Origin of the sequence: Deinococcus sonorensis KR-87, assembly GCF_040256395.1 — a bacterium.
In the GTDB taxonomy this organism is placed as follows: domain Bacteria; phylum Deinococcota; class Deinococci; order Deinococcales; family Deinococcaceae; genus Deinococcus; species Deinococcus sonorensis.
On sequence record NZ_CP158299.1, the window covers coordinates 2,424,045 to 2,440,836 of the forward strand.

General features: G+C 69.9%; 18 protein-coding genes. 14 read left to right on the plus strand and 4 right to left on the minus strand.

Going from position 1 to position 16,792, the window contains the following annotated elements; translation table 11 throughout:
• Window positions 1–32 precede the first annotated feature (32 nt).
• Genes trpE through ABOD76_RS17240 form a run of 5 tightly spaced genes read left to right on the plus strand, consistent with a single transcriptional unit; the run spans window position 33 to window position 4,524 of the window.
• Window positions 33–1,460, plus strand: a complete 1,428-nt coding sequence (trpE, locus tag ABOD76_RS17220; RefSeq protein ID WP_350243188.1) for an anthranilate synthase component I — start codon at window positions 33–35, stop codon at window positions 1,458–1,460.
• Window position 1,461: 1 nt separating this feature from the next.
• Complete coding sequence (locus ABOD76_RS17225; RefSeq protein WP_350243189.1) at window positions 1,462–1,851, plus strand: tautomerase family protein; 390 nt, start codon at window positions 1,462–1,464, stop codon at window positions 1,849–1,851.
• Window positions 1,848–2,483 carry an anthranilate synthase component II gene (locus tag ABOD76_RS17230; RefSeq protein WP_350243190.1) on the plus strand — a complete coding sequence of 212 codons (636 nt, stop codon included), beginning with the start codon at window positions 1,848–1,850 and terminating at the stop codon, window positions 2,481–2,483. Before ABOD76_RS17225 ends, ABOD76_RS17230 begins: the two co-directional genes overlap by 4 nt.
• Window positions 2,480–3,484: an anthranilate phosphoribosyltransferase gene (gene trpD, locus ABOD76_RS17235; protein ID WP_350243191.1), complete on the plus strand. Its 1,005-nt coding sequence runs from the start codon at window positions 2,480–2,482 to the stop codon at window positions 3,482–3,484. The genes ABOD76_RS17230 and trpD overlap by 4 nt, the downstream gene beginning before the upstream one ends.
• A 59-nt stretch (window positions 3,485–3,543) precedes the next feature.
• Entirely contained in the window at window positions 3,544–4,524 is a 981-nt protein-coding gene (locus ABOD76_RS17240) for an alpha/beta fold hydrolase (RefSeq protein ID WP_350243192.1), read from the plus strand.
• 1 nt (window position 4,525) lies between these two features.
• On the opposite strand, the gene alr is transcribed toward ABOD76_RS17240, so the two are convergent.
• The 3 genes from alr to ABOD76_RS17255 are packed head-to-tail and all read right to left on the minus strand — an operon-like array spanning window position 4,526 to window position 7,877.
• Entirely contained in the window at window positions 4,526–5,581 is a 1,056-nt protein-coding gene (alr, locus tag ABOD76_RS17245) for an alanine racemase (RefSeq protein ID WP_350243193.1), read from the minus strand.
• A gap of 17 nt (window positions 5,582–5,598) precedes the next feature.
• The gene (locus ABOD76_RS17250) at window positions 5,599–6,315 is read right to left on the minus strand and encodes a metallophosphoesterase family protein (protein WP_350243194.1); all 717 of its coding nucleotides are present in this window, start codon (window positions 6,313–6,315) and stop codon (window positions 5,599–5,601) included.
• A complete protein-coding gene (locus tag ABOD76_RS17255) occupies window positions 6,312–7,877 on the minus strand; it encodes an ABC transporter ATP-binding protein (RefSeq protein ID WP_350243195.1) in 1,566 nt (521 codons plus the stop codon). The genes ABOD76_RS17250 and ABOD76_RS17255 overlap by 4 nt, the downstream gene beginning before the upstream one ends.
• 65 nt (window positions 7,878–7,942) lie before the next feature.
• Between ABOD76_RS17255 and ABOD76_RS17260 the strand changes: the two genes are divergently transcribed.
• Window positions 7,943–8,785, plus strand: coding sequence for a phosphatase PAP2 family protein (locus tag ABOD76_RS17260; RefSeq protein ID WP_350243196.1), 843 nt, complete (start codon window positions 7,943–7,945; stop codon window positions 8,783–8,785).
• A 61-nt stretch (window positions 8,786–8,846) separates the two neighbouring features.
• Here ABOD76_RS17260 and ABOD76_RS17265 read toward each other — a convergent pair whose 3' ends face one another.
• The gene (locus tag ABOD76_RS17265; RefSeq protein WP_350243197.1) at window positions 8,847–9,950 is read right to left on the minus strand and encodes a BMP family lipoprotein; all 1,104 of its coding nucleotides are present in this window, start codon (window positions 9,948–9,950) and stop codon (window positions 8,847–8,849) included.
• Window positions 9,951–10,131: 181 nt separating this feature from the next.
• Between ABOD76_RS17265 and ligA the strand changes: the two genes are divergently transcribed.
• From ligA to ABOD76_RS17305, 8 genes are all read left to right on the plus strand, one after another.
• On the plus strand, window positions 10,132–12,150 hold the full coding sequence (gene ligA, locus ABOD76_RS17270; RefSeq protein ID WP_350243198.1) for an NAD-dependent DNA ligase LigA: 2,019 nt from the start codon (window positions 10,132–10,134) through the stop codon (window positions 12,148–12,150).
• A 69-nt stretch (window positions 12,151–12,219) separates the two neighbouring features.
• Window positions 12,220–12,570, plus strand: a complete 351-nt coding sequence (locus ABOD76_RS17275; RefSeq protein WP_350243199.1) for an Asp23/Gls24 family envelope stress response protein — start codon at window positions 12,220–12,222, stop codon at window positions 12,568–12,570.
• A gap of 1 nt (window position 12,571) precedes the next feature.
• Window positions 12,572–13,045, plus strand: coding sequence for a transcription antitermination factor NusB (gene nusB, locus ABOD76_RS17280; RefSeq protein WP_350243200.1), 474 nt, complete (start codon window positions 12,572–12,574; stop codon window positions 13,043–13,045).
• Window positions 13,042–13,893, plus strand: a complete 852-nt coding sequence (locus ABOD76_RS17285) for a bifunctional 5,10-methylenetetrahydrofolate dehydrogenase/5,10-methenyltetrahydrofolate cyclohydrolase (protein ID WP_350243201.1) — start codon at window positions 13,042–13,044, stop codon at window positions 13,891–13,893. The genes nusB and ABOD76_RS17285 overlap by 4 nt, the downstream gene beginning before the upstream one ends.
• On the plus strand, window positions 13,890–14,348 hold the full coding sequence (locus ABOD76_RS17290; protein WP_350243202.1) for a divergent PAP2 family protein: 459 nt from the start codon (window positions 13,890–13,892) through the stop codon (window positions 14,346–14,348). Before ABOD76_RS17285 ends, ABOD76_RS17290 begins: the two co-directional genes overlap by 4 nt.
• Before the next feature lie 91 nt (window positions 14,349–14,439).
• A complete protein-coding gene (gene smpB / locus ABOD76_RS17295) occupies window positions 14,440–14,871 on the plus strand; it encodes an SsrA-binding protein SmpB (protein WP_350243203.1) in 432 nt (143 codons plus the stop codon).
• Complete coding sequence (locus ABOD76_RS17300) at window positions 14,868–16,220, plus strand: N-acetylmuramoyl-L-alanine amidase family protein (protein ID WP_350243204.1); 1,353 nt, start codon at window positions 14,868–14,870, stop codon at window positions 16,218–16,220. The genes smpB and ABOD76_RS17300 overlap by 4 nt, the downstream gene beginning before the upstream one ends.
• A complete protein-coding gene (locus tag ABOD76_RS17305) occupies window positions 16,217–16,762 on the plus strand; it encodes a GerMN domain-containing protein (RefSeq protein ID WP_350243205.1) in 546 nt (181 codons plus the stop codon). Before ABOD76_RS17300 ends, ABOD76_RS17305 begins: the two co-directional genes overlap by 4 nt.
• Window positions 16,763–16,792: the final 30 nt, after the last annotated feature.

Below are 16,792 nucleotides of genomic sequence, written 5' to 3' on the forward strand. Positions count from 1 at the left end.
CTGTTTTCTGTTCCTCACCCTCCGGAGACCCCATGAACATTGCCACAGACCGGGCCGCCATCACCGTCCGAGAACTCACCGCCGACCTGGATACCCCGGTCACCGCCTACCTGAAGGCCGCCCAGGGCCAGCCGGTCAGCTTCCTGCTGGAGAGCGTGGAGGCGGGCGAGCGCATGGGCCGCTACTCGTTCATCGGGGTGGGCGAGCAGGGCCGCTTCGAGCTGCGCGGCGGCGTGGCGCTGCTCAGCGGCGTGCTGGCGGCGGGCGGCCAGCCGGAGCGCGTGCCGACCAGCGACCCGCTGAGTCTGCTGTACGGGCGGGTGCGGCAGCCGGTGCCGGTGCCGGCGGGCCTGCCCACCTTCATTGGCGGGGCGGTCGGGTACGCCGCCTACGACCTGATCCGCAGTTACGAGCGCCTGCCGGACGCCAATCCCGATGAGCTGAACCTGCCGGACGCCCTGTTTCTGGTGCCGGAGGGCATGGTGATCTTCGATCACCTGGGCCACAAACTGTTCGTGGTGGCGGTGGCCGAGGACGAGGCGCGTGCAGGGCGCGTGGCGGACCGGCTGGTGGAGCGGCTCAAGGGGCCGCTGCCGGAGGTGCCGGGGCGGCTGCCGGCCCCCCGCCCGGAGTTCGTCAGCAACCTGCCGGACGGCGGCTATGCCCGCGCCGTGGAACGCTGCCTGGAGTACATCCGGGCCGGCGACATCTTTCAGGTGGTGCCGTCGCAGCGCTTCAGCGCCGACCTGACGGTGGAACCGTTCGCCCTGTACCGGGCGCTGCGCGGCGTGAACCCCAGCCCGTACCTCGGCTACCTGGACCTGGGCGAGGTGCAGCTGATCGCCAGCAGCCCCGAGAGTCTGCTGCGCAGCGACGGCGTGACCGTGACCACCAAGCCGATCGCCGGCACCCGGCGGCGCGGGACCACCCCCGAGCAGGACGCCGCCAACGGCGCGGAGCTGCTGGCCGACGAGAAGGAGCGCGCCGAGCACCTGATGCTGGTGGACCTGGGGCGCAACGACATCGGGCGGGTGGCCGAGTTCGGCACGGTGCAGGTGCAGGACGCCTTCACCATCGAGCGCTACAGCCACGTGATGCACATCGTGAGCAGCGTGACCGGGAAGCTCTCGGGCGACCAGACCCCGCTGCACGCGCTGGCCTCGGTGCTGCCGATGGGGACCGTCTCGGGGGCGCCCAAGATCCGGGCCATGCAGATCATCGACGAGGTGGAGCCGACCCGGCGCGGGCCGTATGGTGGGGCATTCGGCTATATCGCCTACGACGGCTCGCTGGACATGGCCCTGACACTGCGCACCATGGTGGCCACCGGAGGCCGGCTGCACATCCAGGTGGGGGCCGGCATCGTGGCCGACTCGGACCCGGTGGCCGAGGAGCAGGAAACGCGCAGCAAGGCCGCCGCCCTGATGCGGGCCGCCGAGCTGGCTGCCGGAGGGCTGTGAGATGGCGCAGATCAAGGTGTATGCCCTGCGAAGCACGCTGGACGCCCTGCGCCCCGCCCTGTCCGACATGATCCAGGCGGCGCTCGGTTCGGCGCTGGGTCTGCCGGAGAGCAAGCGGTTCCAGCGCTTCCTGCCGCTGGCCCCGGAAGACTTTGTGTTCCCCGAAGACCGCAGCGAGCGCTACACCATCATGGAGGTGCAGCTGTTCACCGGCCGCCGGCCCGAGACCCTGCGGCAGCTGATCCGTGACCTGCAGCGCGGCTGGCAGCAGGACCTCGGCGGCCTGCCGAACGACCTGGAAGTCGTGCTGATCCAGACCCCCGCCGAGCAGTGGGGCATTCGCGGCCAGCTCGGGCACGAGCTGAGCCTGAGTTATGAGGTGAACGTATGACGGCCCCCCATCCCCTCCGCCTGCTGATTATCGACAACTACGATAGCTTCACTTATAACCTAGTGCAGTACCTGGGGGAGCTGGGCTGCCAGCTGACCGTGTGGCGCAACGACCAGTTCACGCTGCCGGAGGTAGAGCAGCTGAACCCGGACGCCATCGTGGTGTCGCCCGGTCCGTGTACCCCGCTGGAAGCGGGCCTGAGCGTGGCGGCCGTGCGCGCCTTCGCGCCGCGCTACCCGATGCTGGGCGTGTGCCTGGGCCACCAGAGCATGGGCGAGGCTTTCGGGGCCACCGTGACGCGCGCGCCGGTGCCGGTGCACGGCAAGACCAGCGTGGTGCAGCACGACGGGCAGGGCCTGTTTGCCGGGCTGGGCGAGCAGGCCCGCGTGACGCGTTACCACTCCCTGATCGTGGAGGAACTGCCCGACACCCTGATTCCCACCGCCTGGGCCACCGATCAGACGCCGGAGGGTGAGCGGCAGATCCTGATGGCGCTGCGCCACCGCGACTACCCGATGTACGGGGTGCAGTTCCACCCGGAGAGCATTGCCACCGAGGACGGAAAGCAGATGCTGCGCAACTTCCTGGAACTGGTGCGGGCGCACCACGCCCAGCCGGCGGCGCAGGCATGATGCATGCCCGGCTGATGAACGGGGAGCGGCTCAGCCAGCACGAGGCCCGGCAGTTCATGGGCGAGCTGATGGGCGGTGAGATGAGCGCCGTGCGGATGGCGGCGGCGCTGGCAGCACTGCGGGTGCGCGGCGAGACCCCGGAGGAGATTGCCGGTTTTGCCCAGGCGATGCGCGAGAACGCCGTGCGGCTGCCGATCCGCCCGCGTGAGTTGCTGCTGGACGTGGTGGGCACCGGGGGAGACGGCGCGCACACCTTCAACATCAGCACCACCAGCGCCTTCGTGGTGGCGGCCGGAGGTGTCCCGGTGGCCAAGCACGGCAACCGGGCCGCCAGCAGCAAGGCCGGCAGCGCCGACGTGCTGGAGGCGCTGGGCGTGAACCTGGACGCCGCCCCCGAGCGGGTGGCCGAGGCGGTGGATGAGCTGGGCGTGGGTTTCATGTTCGCCCGCAACTACCACCCGGCCCTGCGCCACGCCGCCCCGGTGCGCGGCGAGCTGGCGGCCCGCACGGTGTTCAACATTCTGGGGCCGCTCAGCAATCCGGCCGGGGCTACCCACCTGGTCGTGGGCGTGTACAGCCCGGCGCTGACCGCCTCGCTGGCGGAGGTGCTGCGCTTGCTGGGGGCCAGGGCGGCGCTGGTGGTGAACGGCGGGGGCCTCGACGAGTTCACGGTGTCGGGCGTCAACACCGTGGCGGAGCTGAAGGCCGGGGAGCTGAGCGAGCGCACCCTGGACCCGCAGGAGGTGGGCCTGGACCGTCACGATCCGTCGGCGCTGGTGGGCGGCACCCCGGCGGAGAACGCCGTGATCACCCGGGCGCTGCTGCAGGGCCACGGGACGCCGGCCCAGCGCGACATCGTGGCGCTGAATGCCGGGGCGGCGCTGTACCTTGCGGGCCGGGCGCCGGACATCGCGGCGGGGGTACAGCTGGCCTGTCAGGTGCTGGAGAGCGGCGAGGCCTGGACCCTGCTGGAGCGCTACGCCGCCCACACCCGCCGCTGAAAGTGTGAATTGTAACACCCTTGACCGAAGGGCCAGGGCCGCTCTGACACGCTGAGGCCATGAAACCACGACATGTGCTGCTGCTCGGGCTGGGACTTGCCGTGCTGGGACTGGGGCTGGCCGGCGCCCAGACGAACGCTGCGGCGGCCCCCTCCGCCTCCCGCGCCTCGGCCCAGACGTCCGCCTTCAGCGCGGACCGGCTCAGCTTCGAACTGCCGGGTTTCGGGGGGGTCGGGTACTACCAAGACACCCGGGCCAGCGGCCGACCGCTGCTGCTGCTGCACAGCGTCAACGCGGCGGCCAGCGCCTACGAGATGCGCCCGATCTTCCTGGCGTACCGGGGCAGCCGCCCGGTGTACGCGCTGGAGTGGCCCGGCTTTGGCTCCAGCGCGCGCCCGGACGTGCGGTACACCCCGGAACTGATGACCCGGGCGCTGCAGCAGATGCTGGACGTGATCGGTCAGGACGTGGACGTGGTGGCGCTGAGCTTGGGCAGCGAGTTCGCGGCGCGCGCCGCCCTTGCGGACCCGCGCATCCACACGCTCGCCCTGATCAGCCCCACCGGCATGGGCCGCGCCGAGGGCGGCAGTCAGCAGGCAGCGGGCAGTGCGCAGCCGGACCGGCTGTACCGCAATCTCAGCAATCCGCTGTGGGCCGGAGCGCTGTACAGCCTGATCGCGAGCGGGCCCAGCATCCGCTACTTCCTCTCCGGCAGCTTCGAGGGCCAGCCGGATCAGGGACTGGTGGACTACAGCTACGTCTCGGCGCATCAGCCGGGCGCCCGCTACGCGCCGCTGTATTTCATCGGCGGCCTGCTGTTCACGCCGAACGCCTATGACCAGCTGTACGCGCCGCTCAAGCAGCCGGTGCTGGTGCTGTATGACCGGGACCGCTTCGTGAACTTCGACCGGTTGCAGGAGTATGCCCAGCACCCGAACGTGAGCGCCGTCCGGATCGCGCCGACCAAGGGCCTGCCACAGTTCGAGCAGCCGGAACAGGTGCGGGCTGCCCTGGACGCCTTCTGGAGCGCCCACCCCTGAACTAGCCCACCTGCCTCGCCACCCGCGCCGACAGGCCGGTCAGCAGCTCATACTCCACCACGCCACCCCAGCGGGCCACCTCGCCGGGGTGGATGCCCTGCGGCCCCCACAGCGTGAGGTAGTCGCCAGGGTTCACGTCCAGCCCGGTCACGTCCACCATCATCTGGTCCATGCAGATGCGCCCCAGCACGGTGCGGCGCTCCCCCTGCACCCAGACCTGGGCCTGCAGGGTCGCGCTGCGCGGGTAGCCGTCAGCGTAGCCCACCTGCACCGTGGCCACCCGGGTGTCGCGCGGGGCGGTCCACAGGCCGCTGTAACTGACCTGCTCGCCGGCCAGCGCGGTATGCACCGCGCCCACCCGGCCCTGCAGGGTCATCACCGGCTGCAGATCCAGCACGCCGCTCAGGTGCTCGGGCGCGTAGCCGTAGCTGGCCAGCCCGGGCCGCGCCATGGTCATGCTGTCCAGCGGGCCAAAACTCAGCACCCCGCCCCCGTTGGACGCGTGGGCCAGCGCGTCCGGAAAGTGCCGACGCACCGCCAGGAACGCTTCAAACTGCCGCAGCGCGCCGCTCGGGTCCGGCTCGTCGGCGCTGGCGAAGTGAGTGTACAGCCCTTCCAGCTGTCCCCGCCGCGCCAGTTCGCGGCCCAGGTCCAGCGCCTCGGCGGGCCGTGCGCCCAGCCGGTTCATACCGGTGTCCACCTTCAGGTGGGCCTTTGCCTCCGGAGGCAGGGCCGCCAGTTCGGCGGCGGTGCCGATGGGAATCCGTACGCCCAGCCGGGCCAGCTCCGCCATCTCCTCCGGAGCGGCGGGGGTCAGCAGCAGCACCGGCTTGCCGGTGTTCAGCCGGGCCACCGTCACCGCTTCCTGGGGGAGCGCCACCGCAAAGCCCCAGACCTCGGGAAGCGGCGCCGCGATCTGCACCACCTCCTCCAGGCCGTGCCCGTAGGCATTGGCCTTGACCGGCAGGATCAACGGGACCCCCGCCCGCCCGCTCAGCAGGCGCAGGTTGTGGCTCAGGGCGGCGGCAGAGATGGTGGCGACGGCGCGCGGCAACATCCGGTCAGCATAGCGGCTCAGGCCGGCACCCACTCGGCGGCCCACCACTCGGCGTGTGGCAGGCCCCGCTCACGGATGCCCTGCTGCACCGCCCGCACGTCGTACGGCACCCGGCGGAACTGCACGTTCGCGCCGTCCAGCAGCAGGTACTCGGCGTGGGCGACGTTCACATACCGCGCGCCCCGCAGCTCATAGGCCAGGCCCACCGAGCCGGGGTTCAGCAGCCGCCACCCGTCCAGCGTCCGCAGCAGCGGCTGGTGGGTATGGCCACCCACCCAGATGGCCTGCGGCCCGAAGGTGGCGCGCAGCTCGGCCAGCCGCTCCTGAGGGGTGGCCGCGCCGATCACCTCCCGGCAATCGGCCGGCGAGCCGTGAAAGGCCAGCAGGCCGGGCAGCTCCACCGTGGTCCGGTAGGCCGTGATGAGGCCGAGCTCTGCCTCGCCCAGCTGGGTGTGGCCCCAGACGTCCAGGTCGTGGATCTGCTGCTCGTCCGGAACGCCGCGCGGCTGGAACGGTGTGGGCTGCAGGGCGTCCTGGTCGGCATTGCCCTGCACCACCGGGCAGTTCAGGCTGGCCAGCAGCTGCACGCACTCGGCGGGCCACGCGCCCCCGCTGATCACGTCGCCGGTGCACAGCAGCTGATCCGGCGCCTGACCCCGCACATCGTTCAGCAGCGCCTCGAAGGCGGGCAGGTTGCCGTGGATGTCCCCGAACACCGCCAGCCGCACAGTCATTCCACCGCGGCCGGATGGTTCGAGTCGGGCGCGGCGGGCCGCGCGGTGCCGGAGCCGGTCATCATCAGGCCCAGCTGCGTCTCGGTGGCCTCGGCCGCCGCCACCTCACCGGCGATGCGCCCCTCGTACATCACCAGGATGCGGTCCGAGAGGTTCATCACCTCGCCCAGGTCGGCGCTGACCAGCAGCACCGCCAGCCCCTGGTCGCGCGCCGCCACGATCTGCCGGTGAATCGACTCGATGGCCCCAATGTCCACGCCCCGGGTCGGCTGGCTGGCCACCAGGATCTTCGGGTTCTTGCGCATCTCGCGCGCCACGATGATCTTCTGGGCATTGCCGCCCGAGTACTGACCGGCCAGCAGCGACGCGCTGCGCGGGCGCACGTCGTAGGCCTCCGACAGGGCGCGGGCGTTCTCCTGAATCGCCTCCTGGTTCAGGAACCCCAGGGTGCCGGCGAAGGGTGCACGGTTCTGCTCGCCCAGGATGAAGTTCTCGGCGGTGGTCATGTCCAGCACCAGCCCGCGCTCATTGCGGTCCTCGGGAATGTGACTCACGCCGGCCAGCGACACGTTGCTGGCGCCGTGCACCTCCTGGCCCTGGTAGCGGATCTGGCCCTGGTAGCGCTGCAGGCCGGTGATCGCCTCCACCAGCTCGCTCTGGCCGTTGCCCTCCACCCCCGCAATGCCCACGATCTCGCCGGCCCGCACCTGAAAGCTGACGTGGTCCACAGCCGGCTTGTTGCCGCTGCCCACCACCACGTTGTGCAGCTCCAGCGCCACCTCGCCCGGGGTGGCGGCGGCCTTCTGTACCCGCATCACTACCTCGCGGCCCACCATCATGCGGGCGAGCGTCTCGGTGGTGGCGCCCTGCGCCGGAATGGTGCCGATCATCTTGCCGTCGCGGATCACGCTGATCTCGTCACTGATGTGCAGCACCTCGTGCAGCTTGTGGCTGATGAAGATCACGCTGTTGCCGCTGCGAGCGTAGTTGTTCTTCAGGAAGTCGAACAGTTCGTCGGTCTCGCTGGGCGTCAGCACGGCGGTCGGTTCGTCCAGAATCAGGATGCGCGCGCCCCGGTACAGCGTCTTGAGAATCTCCACCTTCTGCTGCAGCCCCAGCGGCAGGTCCTCGATGCGGGCGTCCGGGTCCAGATCGAAGCCGAACTGCCGGATCAGCTCGGCCACCCGTCTGCGGGCCGCCGCGTAGTTGATGCTGGTGCCCTGGGTGGGCTCGCTGCCCAGGATCACGTTCTCGGTCACGGTCAGCGGCTCCACCAGCATGAAGTGCTGGTGCACCATCCCGATGCCCAGCCGGATCGCGTCCTTGGGGTCGTGCAGCGTCACCGGCTGGCCGTCCACCAGAATCTCGCCGCTGGTGGGCGGCTGCATGCCGTACAGGATCTTCATCAGGGTGCTCTTGCCGGCGCCGTTCTCACCGCACAGCGCGTGGATGCTGCCCCACTTCACGGTCATCGAGATGTTGTCGTTGGCCAGCACCAGCGGAAAGCGCTTGGTGATGCCGCGCAGTTCGATGGCGTTCGGGGACGAGGAGGGCCTGGTCATGGCTCCAGTGTAATTCGGGGGCAGATGTGGTGCACCGGTGAGCCGCGGCCCGGTATGGTAATGGAGTGGACATTGTACATTCCCTGCATGCCGCCCTGGGCGGCCCGGAACCGCTGTGGCTCGCGCTCACCAGCCTGGGGCGGGACGAGGTGTTCATCGTCGTGCTGGCGCTGTATTCCTGGCTGGTGAATCCGGCGGGCATGCGGCGGCTGGGGGTGGCCTTCGGCCTCAGCTACCTGCTCAACAGCCTGCTCAAGTACGGCCTGAACCTGTCGCGGCCCTTCGCCCTGGACCCGGCGGTGGCGTCGCCGGCCGCGCAGGCCACGGGCGGCGGCCCCGGGTTTCCCAGCGGCCACGCGCAGCTGAGCGCCACGCTGTGGCTGGGCATGGCCGCGCAGCTGGGTCGGCGGTGGTTCTGGTGGGTGGCGGGCGTGCTGGTGCTGCTGATCAGCCTCTCCAGGATCGTGCTGGGCGTGCATTACCCGCTGGACGTGCTGGGCGGTCTGCTGCTGGGCGGCCTGTTTGCGTGGGTGGCCGTGTCGGGGCGCTTTCCCTGGAACTGGTGGGTGCCGGTACTCCTGCTGGTGGTGGCCGCCGCCCTGCCGGCCAGCGTGCCGCGTGAGTATTCGGTGGGCCTGGGCCTCACCGCCGGGTTCTGGCTGCTGCGGCCCACGTTCCAGGCGCCGCGCAGCTGGCCGGCGCGCATCGGGGTGGCGGTGGTGGGACTGGTGCTGGTGTTCGCCGTCTACTTCGGCCTGAGTGCGCTGCTCCCGCACGCCATCCGCGACCTGGGCGGTGTGCGCGCGGTGCGCTACTTCCTGCTGGTGCTGATGGCTGGAGAGGTGGTGCCCAGGGTCTTGCGCTTCTGGATGCAGCCGGACGCCGTGCCGGTGGTCAGCCGCGCCTGACAGGCGGCAAAAAGCGCCCCCCGGCTCAGGCCGGGGGGCGCTTCCTTTGAGGGTTCCCGTCTTACTTGGAGGGCACCACGATCTTGCCCGCGATGATCTGCTGCTTGATCGCCTCGACCTTGGCGATCTGGCTGGCCGGGATCAGGGCGCGGTTGTACTCGTCCACGGCGTACCCGACGCCGTTGGCCTTCAGCCCGAACACCTGCTGGCCACCCTTGAACTGACCGCCCTTGACCGCCTTGATCAGGGTGTACACGGCGTTGTCCACCCGCTTCAGCATGCTGGTCAGGCCGTGGTTCATGGTGGCGGGGTTCTTGTCGAAGTCGCCCAGGTAGTTCTGGTTGCTGTCCACGCCGATGAAGAACATCGGGCGGGTGTTGCCGGCGCAGGCGGCCTTGTAGCTGGCGCTCTTCGGCACCTTGGCGAAGTTGTCGGTCTTGAAGGTCACGCCGCTGGGCAGCTGGTTGGCCTTCAGGCACTGCACCTGCTTGATGTAGTCGTACAGGCCGTTGCCGGACGCGCCCGCCGCCGCGAAGATGATGTCGGCGCCCTTGCTGCGCAGGCTCACCGCGATCTCCTTGGCCTTGCCGGGGTTGTTCCAGGCGTCAGGCGTGGTGCCCACGTACTGCGAGACCACCTTGACGCTCTTGTTGGCGGCCTTGGCTCCGGCGGTGTAGCCGGCCTCGAACTTGTGGATCAGCGGAATGTCCATGCCGCCGATGAAGCCCACCACGCCGGTGCTGCTGTTCAGCGCGGCGAGGTAGCCCACCAGGTAGCTGCCCTGCTCCTCCTGGAAGGTCAGGCTGGCCACGTTCTTGGCCTCGGACACGTCGTCCACCAGACCGAAGTACAGGTCCGGGTTCTCCTTGGCCACCTGGGTGATGCTGGCGTTGTTGTTGAAGCCCACGCCGATGGTCAGGTCAAAGCCCTGGCTGGCGAAGCCGCGGATGCCCTGCACGATCTGGCTGGGGTCGGATGGCTCGAAGTCCTTCTCCTGTACGCCCAGGTCCTTGACGGCCCGCAGCGCGCCGTTGTAGGCGCTCTGGTTGAAGCTCTTGTCGAACTTGCCGCCCGCGTCGTAGGCCATGCCCACCCGGACAGCGTTCTGGGCAAGGGCGGTGGTGCCGAGCGCGGCGATCAGGCTGATGGTCAGCATTTTCTTCATGTCCTGCTCCTTGGGGTGGTGCTGGAGGTGGTGGTGACGGCACGGAACCCGAACCAGAGTATACAAGTCACACAAGAAAAGACCAGGGAGATTCTCACCACATGAGTCCGCTGAGGGGTATGTAAAGTCGCGGGCCGCCGCACCGCGCTGGGCGCGGCTCAAGCTGCTAGGCTGAGTCTCCATGAGTGCCGCTGCCGGAACCGAAGCCCGTTACCGCGAACTGGTGGAGCTGACCCAGTATCACAGCCGCCTGTACCACCAGCAGGACGCCCCCGAGATCTCGGACGACGCTTACGACGCCCTGATGCGCGAGCTGAGGGCGCTGGAGACCGAGCACCCCGAGTGGGTGAACGCCGAGCTGCCCAGCCCCCAGGTGGGCTTCGCGCCGGCGGCCACCTTCGCGGCGGTGGACCATCCCACCCCCATGACCAGCCTGGACAACGTCTTTACCGACGAGGAGCTGGCCGGCTTTCAGGAGCGGCTGGCCCGCTCGCTGAACGCGCCGCTGGACAGCCAGTTCCCGTACACCTGCGAGCTGAAGATCGACGGCCTGAGCGTCAACCTGTACTACCGGGACGGTGAGCTGCAGTGGGCCGCCACCCGGGGCAACGGCGTGACCGGCGAGGACGTGACGCGGCAGGTGCTGACCATTCCCGGCATTCCCACCCGGCTGGAGGGCCTGAAAGGTGAGCTGGAGGTGCGCGGCGAGGTGTACCTCAGCCGGGCGGACTTCGCGGCGCTGAACGCCGAGGCCGAGGAACTGGGCGGCGTGCTGCTCAAGAACCCGCGCAACGGGGCAGCCGGAGCGCTGCGGCAGAAGGACCCGGAGGTGACGCGCCGCCGCCGCCTGAAGGCCATCCTGTACGCACTGGGCAAGCGCGACGGGGTGGAGGTCCGCACCCAGTGGGAGCTGCTGAACTGGCTGGAACAGCGGGGCTTTCCGATCAGCCAGTACTCGCGCCACGTGCAGGGCATCGAGGAGGCGGCCGCCTACCACCGCGACATGGTGGCGCAGCGCCCGGACCTGCCCTTCGACGTGGACGGCACCGTCATCAAGCTGGACAGCCTGAACCTGCAGGCCGAGGCCGGGTTCACCAGCCGCGCGCCCAAGTGGGCCATCGCCTACAAGTTTCCGGTGCAGGAGGCGCAGACCCGCCTGCTGGACATCACCATCAACGTGGGGCGCACCGGCAAGCTGGCCCCGTTGGCGCACCTGGAGCCGCAGCTGATCGAGGGCAGCACCGTCAGCAAGGCCACCCTGCACAACGAGGACTTCATCGCCGGCCTGGACCTGCGCATCGGGGACATGGTGGTGGTCCGCAAGGCGGGTGGCGTGATTCCCGAGATCGTGCGGGTGCTGCCGGAGCTGCGCCCGGCAGACAGCGTGCCGTACCAATTCCCCACCCACTGCCCGGTGTGCGGCCACGCGGCGGTGCGGGCGGAGGGCGACGCCAACACCTACTGCGTCAACCCGGCCTGCCCGGCGCAGGCCTACGAGCGGCTGCGGTACTTCGTGTCGCGCGGGGCGCTGGACATCCGGGGCATCGGGGAGAAGCTGACCCGCCAGCTGATCGAGGCCGGCTACGTCCACGACGCCGCCGACCTCTACCGCCTCACCGCCGAGCAGCTGAGTGGCCTGGAGCGCGGCGGTGACAAGAAGGCCGCCAACATCCTGGCCCAGCTGGAGGAGAGCAAGCAGCGCCCGCTGTGGCGCCTGATCAACGCGCTGGGCATGCCCGGCGTGGGCGAGCGTGGCGCTCAGGCGCTGGCCTCGGCGTTTGGGAGTCTGGAGCGGCTGGAAGCGGCCACGCCCGAGGCGCTGGCGGCGGTGCACGGGGTGGGCGAGACGCTGGCGGAATCCATTCACACCGCCCTGCACGACGACGCGATGCAGCGCTTGCTACGCAAGCTGCAGGCGGCCGGTCTGAACCCGCAGACGCAGCAGCAGGAGCGCGGCACGGCGCTGGCGGGGCTGAACTTCGTGATCACCGGCAGCCTGTCGCGCCCGCGGGACGAATTCAAGGCCGTGATCGAGCAAGAGGGCGGGCGCGTGACCGGCAGCGTGACCGGCAAGACCAGCTACCTGCTGGCCGGCGAGGACGCCGGCAGCAAACTGACCCGCGCCCAGGAGCTGAAGGTCCCGGTGCTGGACGAGGCGGGGCTGGAGGCGCTGCTGGAGAGCCGCCGCGCCCAGGACTGAGCCGCCCTGCCCTACACTGTGGATATTGTCTGGCGGGCCAGCAGGGCCCGCCACAGAACTGGAGCAGCCATGGAACTGGAAATCAGCAAGAACGTCCTGATGGACATCGCGGCCACCACCCTGGAGCGCATCGAGGGGCTGGAGATCGCCCTGGCGCCGATGAAGGCCGCCGAGGTGCTCAAGTCCGGCGGGTCGCTCGGCAGCAACGGCCCGCGCCGCCCCCGCGCCCTGCGGGTCAGCCGCGACGGTGGCCTGGTCAGCGTGGAGGTGGGCCTGAACGTGGAGTACGGCCGGAACCTGGTGACCGTGGCGGCGCAGGTGCAGCAGGCCATCACCGAGAACCTGGAACTGATGACCGGCCTGCGGGTGCGCGCCGTCAACGTGACGGTGCAGGGCATCATGCTGCCGAAGGGGGCCTGACGTGACGCGCCGCCGTGAGAAGGCCGCCCAGCCGACCGGCAGCCGCCGCGCGGCCCGCGAGTTCGCGTTCCGGGTGCTGTTCGAGGCGCAGCAGGGCGACCTGGACCTGGGGCTGGCCCGCAGCCGCGCCGAAGGGGCCATGCGTGAGGGCGACGAACTGGTGCCTGCGCTGAGCGACGAGGGCTTGACCTTCGCGGGGGTGCTGCTGGACGCCATGGCGAAGCATGGCCGCGAGGTGGACGACCTGCTGCGGCGCACCATTCGCGGCTGGAGCTTCGAGCAGATGGCGCAGACCGACCTGAACGTGATGCGGCTGGCGGTGCTGGAGATGGTGTTCCTGAACGAGGTGCACCCGCCGGTGATCGAGTCGGCGGTGCGGATCGCCCGCAAGTATGGCGGAGAGGACTCCGGGCGCTTCGTGAACGGGGTGCTGGCCGGGTTCTCGCGCAGCCAGGGCGGCGGACGGGACGCTTGAGCGCACGGCTGCTGCACGGCCCTCCGGCGGCAGACAGCCTGCTGGCCCAGGTCCGGCAGCGGCTTCAGCGGCTCTCCCGCCCGGCTTCCCTGCACGTCATCCGCCTGGGGGACGATCCGGCCAGCGTCAGCTACGTGCGCCTCAAGGACCGTCAGGCCCGCGCGCTGGGCCTGCACAGCGAGGTGCACGTGCTCCCGGAGACCACCAGCCAGCAGGAACTGCTGCAGCTGGTTGAGCGGCTGAACCTCGACCCGCAGGTCAGCGGCCTCCTGGTGCAGCTGCCGTTGCCGCCGCACATCCAGGTCAGCACGGTCCAGCGGGCCATTGACCCGGCCAAGGACGTGGACGGCCTGCACCCGCACAACGTGGGCCGGCTGTGGAGCGGCGACCCGGGGCTGACGCCCTGCACCCCCGCCGGGATCCTGCACCTGATGGACCATTACGGCCTGCCGGTGGCGGGTCAGCGGGCAGTCATCGTCGGGCGCAGCACCATCGTGGGGCGGCCCCTGGCGGCCATGCTGCTGGCCCGCGACGCGACCGTCACGCTGGCGCATTCGCGTACGCCGGACCTGCATGAAGTCACGTCGCAGGCGCCGCTGCTCATCGTGGCCACTGGCGTGCCGGGCCTGATCACCGCCGGCATGGTGCAGCCCGGCGCCACCGTGATCGACGTGGGTGTCAACCGGGTGCCCAGCACGGACGGCAAGGTCCATCTCCAGGGCGACGTGCATCCGGACGTGCGGGAGGTGGCCGGCGCCCTCACGCCGGTCCCGGGGGGAGTGGGTCCGCTGACGGTGGCGCAGCTGATGCTCAACACGGTGCTGGCCGCCGAGGGGCTGCAGGCATGAACAGCCTGCAGGACCTGATGGGTAACCGCTGGCTGTGGGTGGCGGTGCTGGCCATGCTGTTCGCCCAGGCGCTGAAGGTGGTGCTGGTGCTGCTGATCGAGCGGCGCTGGCGCCCCGACATGTTCTGGCAGACCGGGGGCATGCCCAGCAGTCACAGCGCGCTGGTCTCGGCGCTCAGCACCGGCGTGGCGCTGTCCCACGGCCTGGGGAGCCCGCTGTTTGCCGTGAGCGCCGGCTTCAGCCTGATCGTGATGCACGATGCCTCCGGGGTGCGCCGCAGCAGCGGCATGCAGGCCCGCCTGATCAACGAACTGGTGGAGGAACTCCGGGCGGTGGTGCGAGAAGGCTTCGCGCCGGAACCGCTGCGGGTGCTGCTGGGCCACACGTACCTGGAGGTGCTGGCCGGGCTGCTGATCGGGCTGCTGGCCGGATTCCTGGCCTTCCGTTGGCTGTGACCGGAGAAGCGTAAAAATTCACGAATCAGGTTTATCGTGAATACTTTCACTTACTGACAGCATGACTGGAGCTTTCTGCTCGGCTGCTACAATGCGGCGCGTGTACACTAACCGCCGCGCTCACTTCGACTACGAACTGCTGGAGCGCTATGAAGCTGGCATCGCGCTGACCGGGAGCGAGGTCAAGAGCGTGAGGGCCGGAGGTGTGGATTTCAGAGACGCTTTTGCCCGCGTGCAGAACGGCAATCTGGAGCTGGAAGGACTGTATATCCCGACCTACACCGAGGCCACCTACAACAACCATGAGCCGCGCCGCACCCGGCGCCTGCTGCTGCACCGCCAGGAGATCGACAAGATCCGCCGTGCCCTGACCCAGAAGGGGCTGAGCCTGGTGCCCACGAAGCTCTACCAGAAGGGCCGGGTCTTCAAGGTGGAGCTGGCCGTGGCGCGCGGCAAGAAGCTGCACGACAAGCGCCGCAGCGAGTCGGAGCGTCAGGCCAAGCGGGAGATGCGCGAGATATGAGGCGGGCGCGTGTGCTGGCGGGCGCGCTGGCCCTGCTGCTGGTGGCGCTGGGGGCGGCCGGCGCGCAGCTGGCGTTGACGCAGCTGAACCTGGCCGGGCAGCGGGTCCAGGGCGTGCTGGTCAACGGCATCGAGTACGCCTCGGCCAGCACGCTCGGCAACCTGCTGAGCATCGTGCAGACCGGCGGGGTGGTGCGGGTGACCGGCTTCGGGCACCTGCTGCTGCTCCCGATTGACGAGGACAACCAGCGGGCCACCACCGACTTCAATACGGTGCAGCTGGACTCGGAACGGGTCAAGGCGCGCACCGCAACCGTGCAGGACGGCAAGGTGCTGCTGCCCCTCGACACGCTGGCCCGTGGCTTGGGCGCCGAGTACAGCCAGGGCAAGTTCACCTTTCCGCCGGCGAAACTCGGCAGCGTCTCGTCGCTGGCGGGCCGCACCAGCGACCGGATCGTGCTGGACCTGAACCGCAACGTTCAGCTGCGCGAGGAACTGTTGGGCGGCAAGCTCCGCCTGACGCTGCTGGGCACCGCCGGCAGCACCCAGACCTACGCCACGCGCGGCGGCTTCGTGCCGCGCGTGCAGGTGCGGCAGAGCGGCGACAACCTGCAGGTGGAGCTGCCGCTCACCGGCCAGAGCGGCTACCGCCTGTACAGCGTGGTCCGGCCGGAGGGCGTGCGGCTGGTGCTGGACGTCGGGCCGGGCATCTCGCTGAACGTGCCGGCCCTGATCAACCGCGTCCGGCGTCCGGTGATCGTGCTGGACCCGGCCAGCGTGGCGGGGCGTGGCGGTGACGTGACGCTGGAGGTGGCCCGCAGCGCCGCCGAACTGCTGAGCAAAGCCGGCTGGCAGGTGCAGCTCACGCGCAGCACCGCCCAGCAGCAGAACCTGGGCAGCCGGCTGCTGCTGGCCCGCCAGAGCGACGTGTACGTGTCGCTGGACCTGGGCCGCTTTCCCGGGGCGTCGCGCAGCGGCGTCACCCTCTACCAGCACGTGGGGCGCTCCAGCACCCAGATCCTGAACGCCTACCGGGACGCGGGCTCGGCACCGGACCTGTCACTGGTGCGCAGCGCGGTGGGCGACCCGGCCGAATCGCGGCGCCTCTCGGACCTGCTGCGCGGCGAGCTGAAGGCCGGCGGGCTGCCCGCCAGCCAGCGCAGCGTGAGCCGTCAGGTGCTGCTGGGCGAGGCGCCGCACGCTGCCCTGCTGCTGGAGCTCGGCTGGCCCAGCAACGATGCCGATCAGGCCCGGCTGAGCAGCAGCGAGCAGAACCAGAAGATGGCCCAGGCGCTGGCACACTCGATCGCCACCTATCTGGCGGCCCGCATCAACGGCGGCACCTCATGAGGCCGCTGTTCTCAATCTTCAACGTGCTGTCCCTGGCGCTGCTGGGGCTGGCGGCCCTGGCGCTGCGGATGGTCCAGGCGCCCCCGGCGACCCCCGACCCGCCCAAGCTGCAGGCGGCCAATCAGAAGCAGGTCAAGGCCACCCTCTACTTCAGCGACTCGCAGGTGCAAGGCTTTGTGAAGCAGGTGCGCGAGGTGCTGGTGCCGCAGACGACCCCGGTGAGCGTGGCGCAGGCGACCCTGAACGCCTGGGCGGCCGGGCCGCAGGGTGGCGGCGCGGTGGCGGTGGTGCCCAAGGGCAGCAAGGTGCCGCAGGTGTGGCTGCGCGGCGAGCACTTCGTGGTGAACCTGCCGCAGAACTACACCCAGCTCAACTACGGCTCCAGCGGCGAGCGGATGCTGATCTGCAGCCTGACCCGCACCCTGCTGGAGCAGCGTGGCAAGGACGTGATGTTCCTGGTCGGCGGCCAGAACGCGTCCACGCTGCTGGGCCACGCCGACCTGAGTTCGCCGTACGCCCGCGAGGACTGTGCCGAGGAATGAGGTACAGGGTTCCGGTGGCTGAGGCGCAGG

What these genes read in the sequence shown, in the direction of transcription:
- trpE (WP_350243188.1), top strand. Translation starts at nt 33, where the DNA reads ATGAACATTGCCACAGACCGGGCCGCCATCACCGTCCGAGAACTCACC.
- ABOD76_RS17225 (WP_350243189.1), top strand. Translation starts at nt 1,462, where the DNA reads ATGGCGCAGATCAAGGTGTATGCCCTGCGAAGCACGCTGGACGCCCTG.
- ABOD76_RS17230 (WP_350243190.1), top strand. Translation starts at nt 1,848, where the DNA reads ATGACGGCCCCCCATCCCCTCCGCCTGCTGATTATCGACAACTACGAT.
- trpD (WP_350243191.1), top strand. Translation starts at nt 2,480, where the DNA reads ATGATGCATGCCCGGCTGATGAACGGGGAGCGGCTCAGCCAGCACGAG.
- ABOD76_RS17240 (WP_350243192.1), top strand. Translation starts at nt 3,544, where the DNA reads ATGAAACCACGACATGTGCTGCTGCTCGGGCTGGGACTTGCCGTGCTG.
- alr (WP_350243193.1), bottom strand. Translation starts at nt 5,581, where the DNA reads ATGTTGCCGCGCGCCGTCGCCACCATCTCTGCCGCCGCCCTGAGCCAC.
- ABOD76_RS17250 (WP_350243194.1), bottom strand. Translation starts at nt 6,315, where the DNA reads ATGACTGTGCGGCTGGCGGTGTTCGGGGACATCCACGGCAACCTGCCC.
- ABOD76_RS17255 (WP_350243195.1), bottom strand. Translation starts at nt 7,877, where the DNA reads ATGACCAGGCCCTCCTCGTCCCCGAACGCCATCGAACTGCGCGGCATC.
- ABOD76_RS17265 (WP_350243197.1), bottom strand. Translation starts at nt 9,950, where the DNA reads ATGAAGAAAATGCTGACCATCAGCCTGATCGCCGCGCTCGGCACCACC.
- ligA (WP_350243198.1), top strand. Translation starts at nt 10,132, where the DNA reads ATGAGTGCCGCTGCCGGAACCGAAGCCCGTTACCGCGAACTGGTGGAG.
- ABOD76_RS17275 (WP_350243199.1), top strand. Translation starts at nt 12,220, where the DNA reads ATGGAACTGGAAATCAGCAAGAACGTCCTGATGGACATCGCGGCCACC.
- ABOD76_RS17290 (WP_350243202.1), top strand. Translation starts at nt 13,890, where the DNA reads ATGAACAGCCTGCAGGACCTGATGGGTAACCGCTGGCTGTGGGTGGCG.
- smpB (WP_350243203.1), top strand. Translation starts at nt 14,440, where the DNA reads ATGCGGCGCGTGTACACTAACCGCCGCGCTCACTTCGACTACGAACTG.
- ABOD76_RS17300 (WP_350243204.1), top strand. Translation starts at nt 14,868, where the DNA reads ATGAGGCGGGCGCGTGTGCTGGCGGGCGCGCTGGCCCTGCTGCTGGTG.
- ABOD76_RS17305 (WP_350243205.1), top strand. Translation starts at nt 16,217, where the DNA reads ATGAGGCCGCTGTTCTCAATCTTCAACGTGCTGTCCCTGGCGCTGCTG.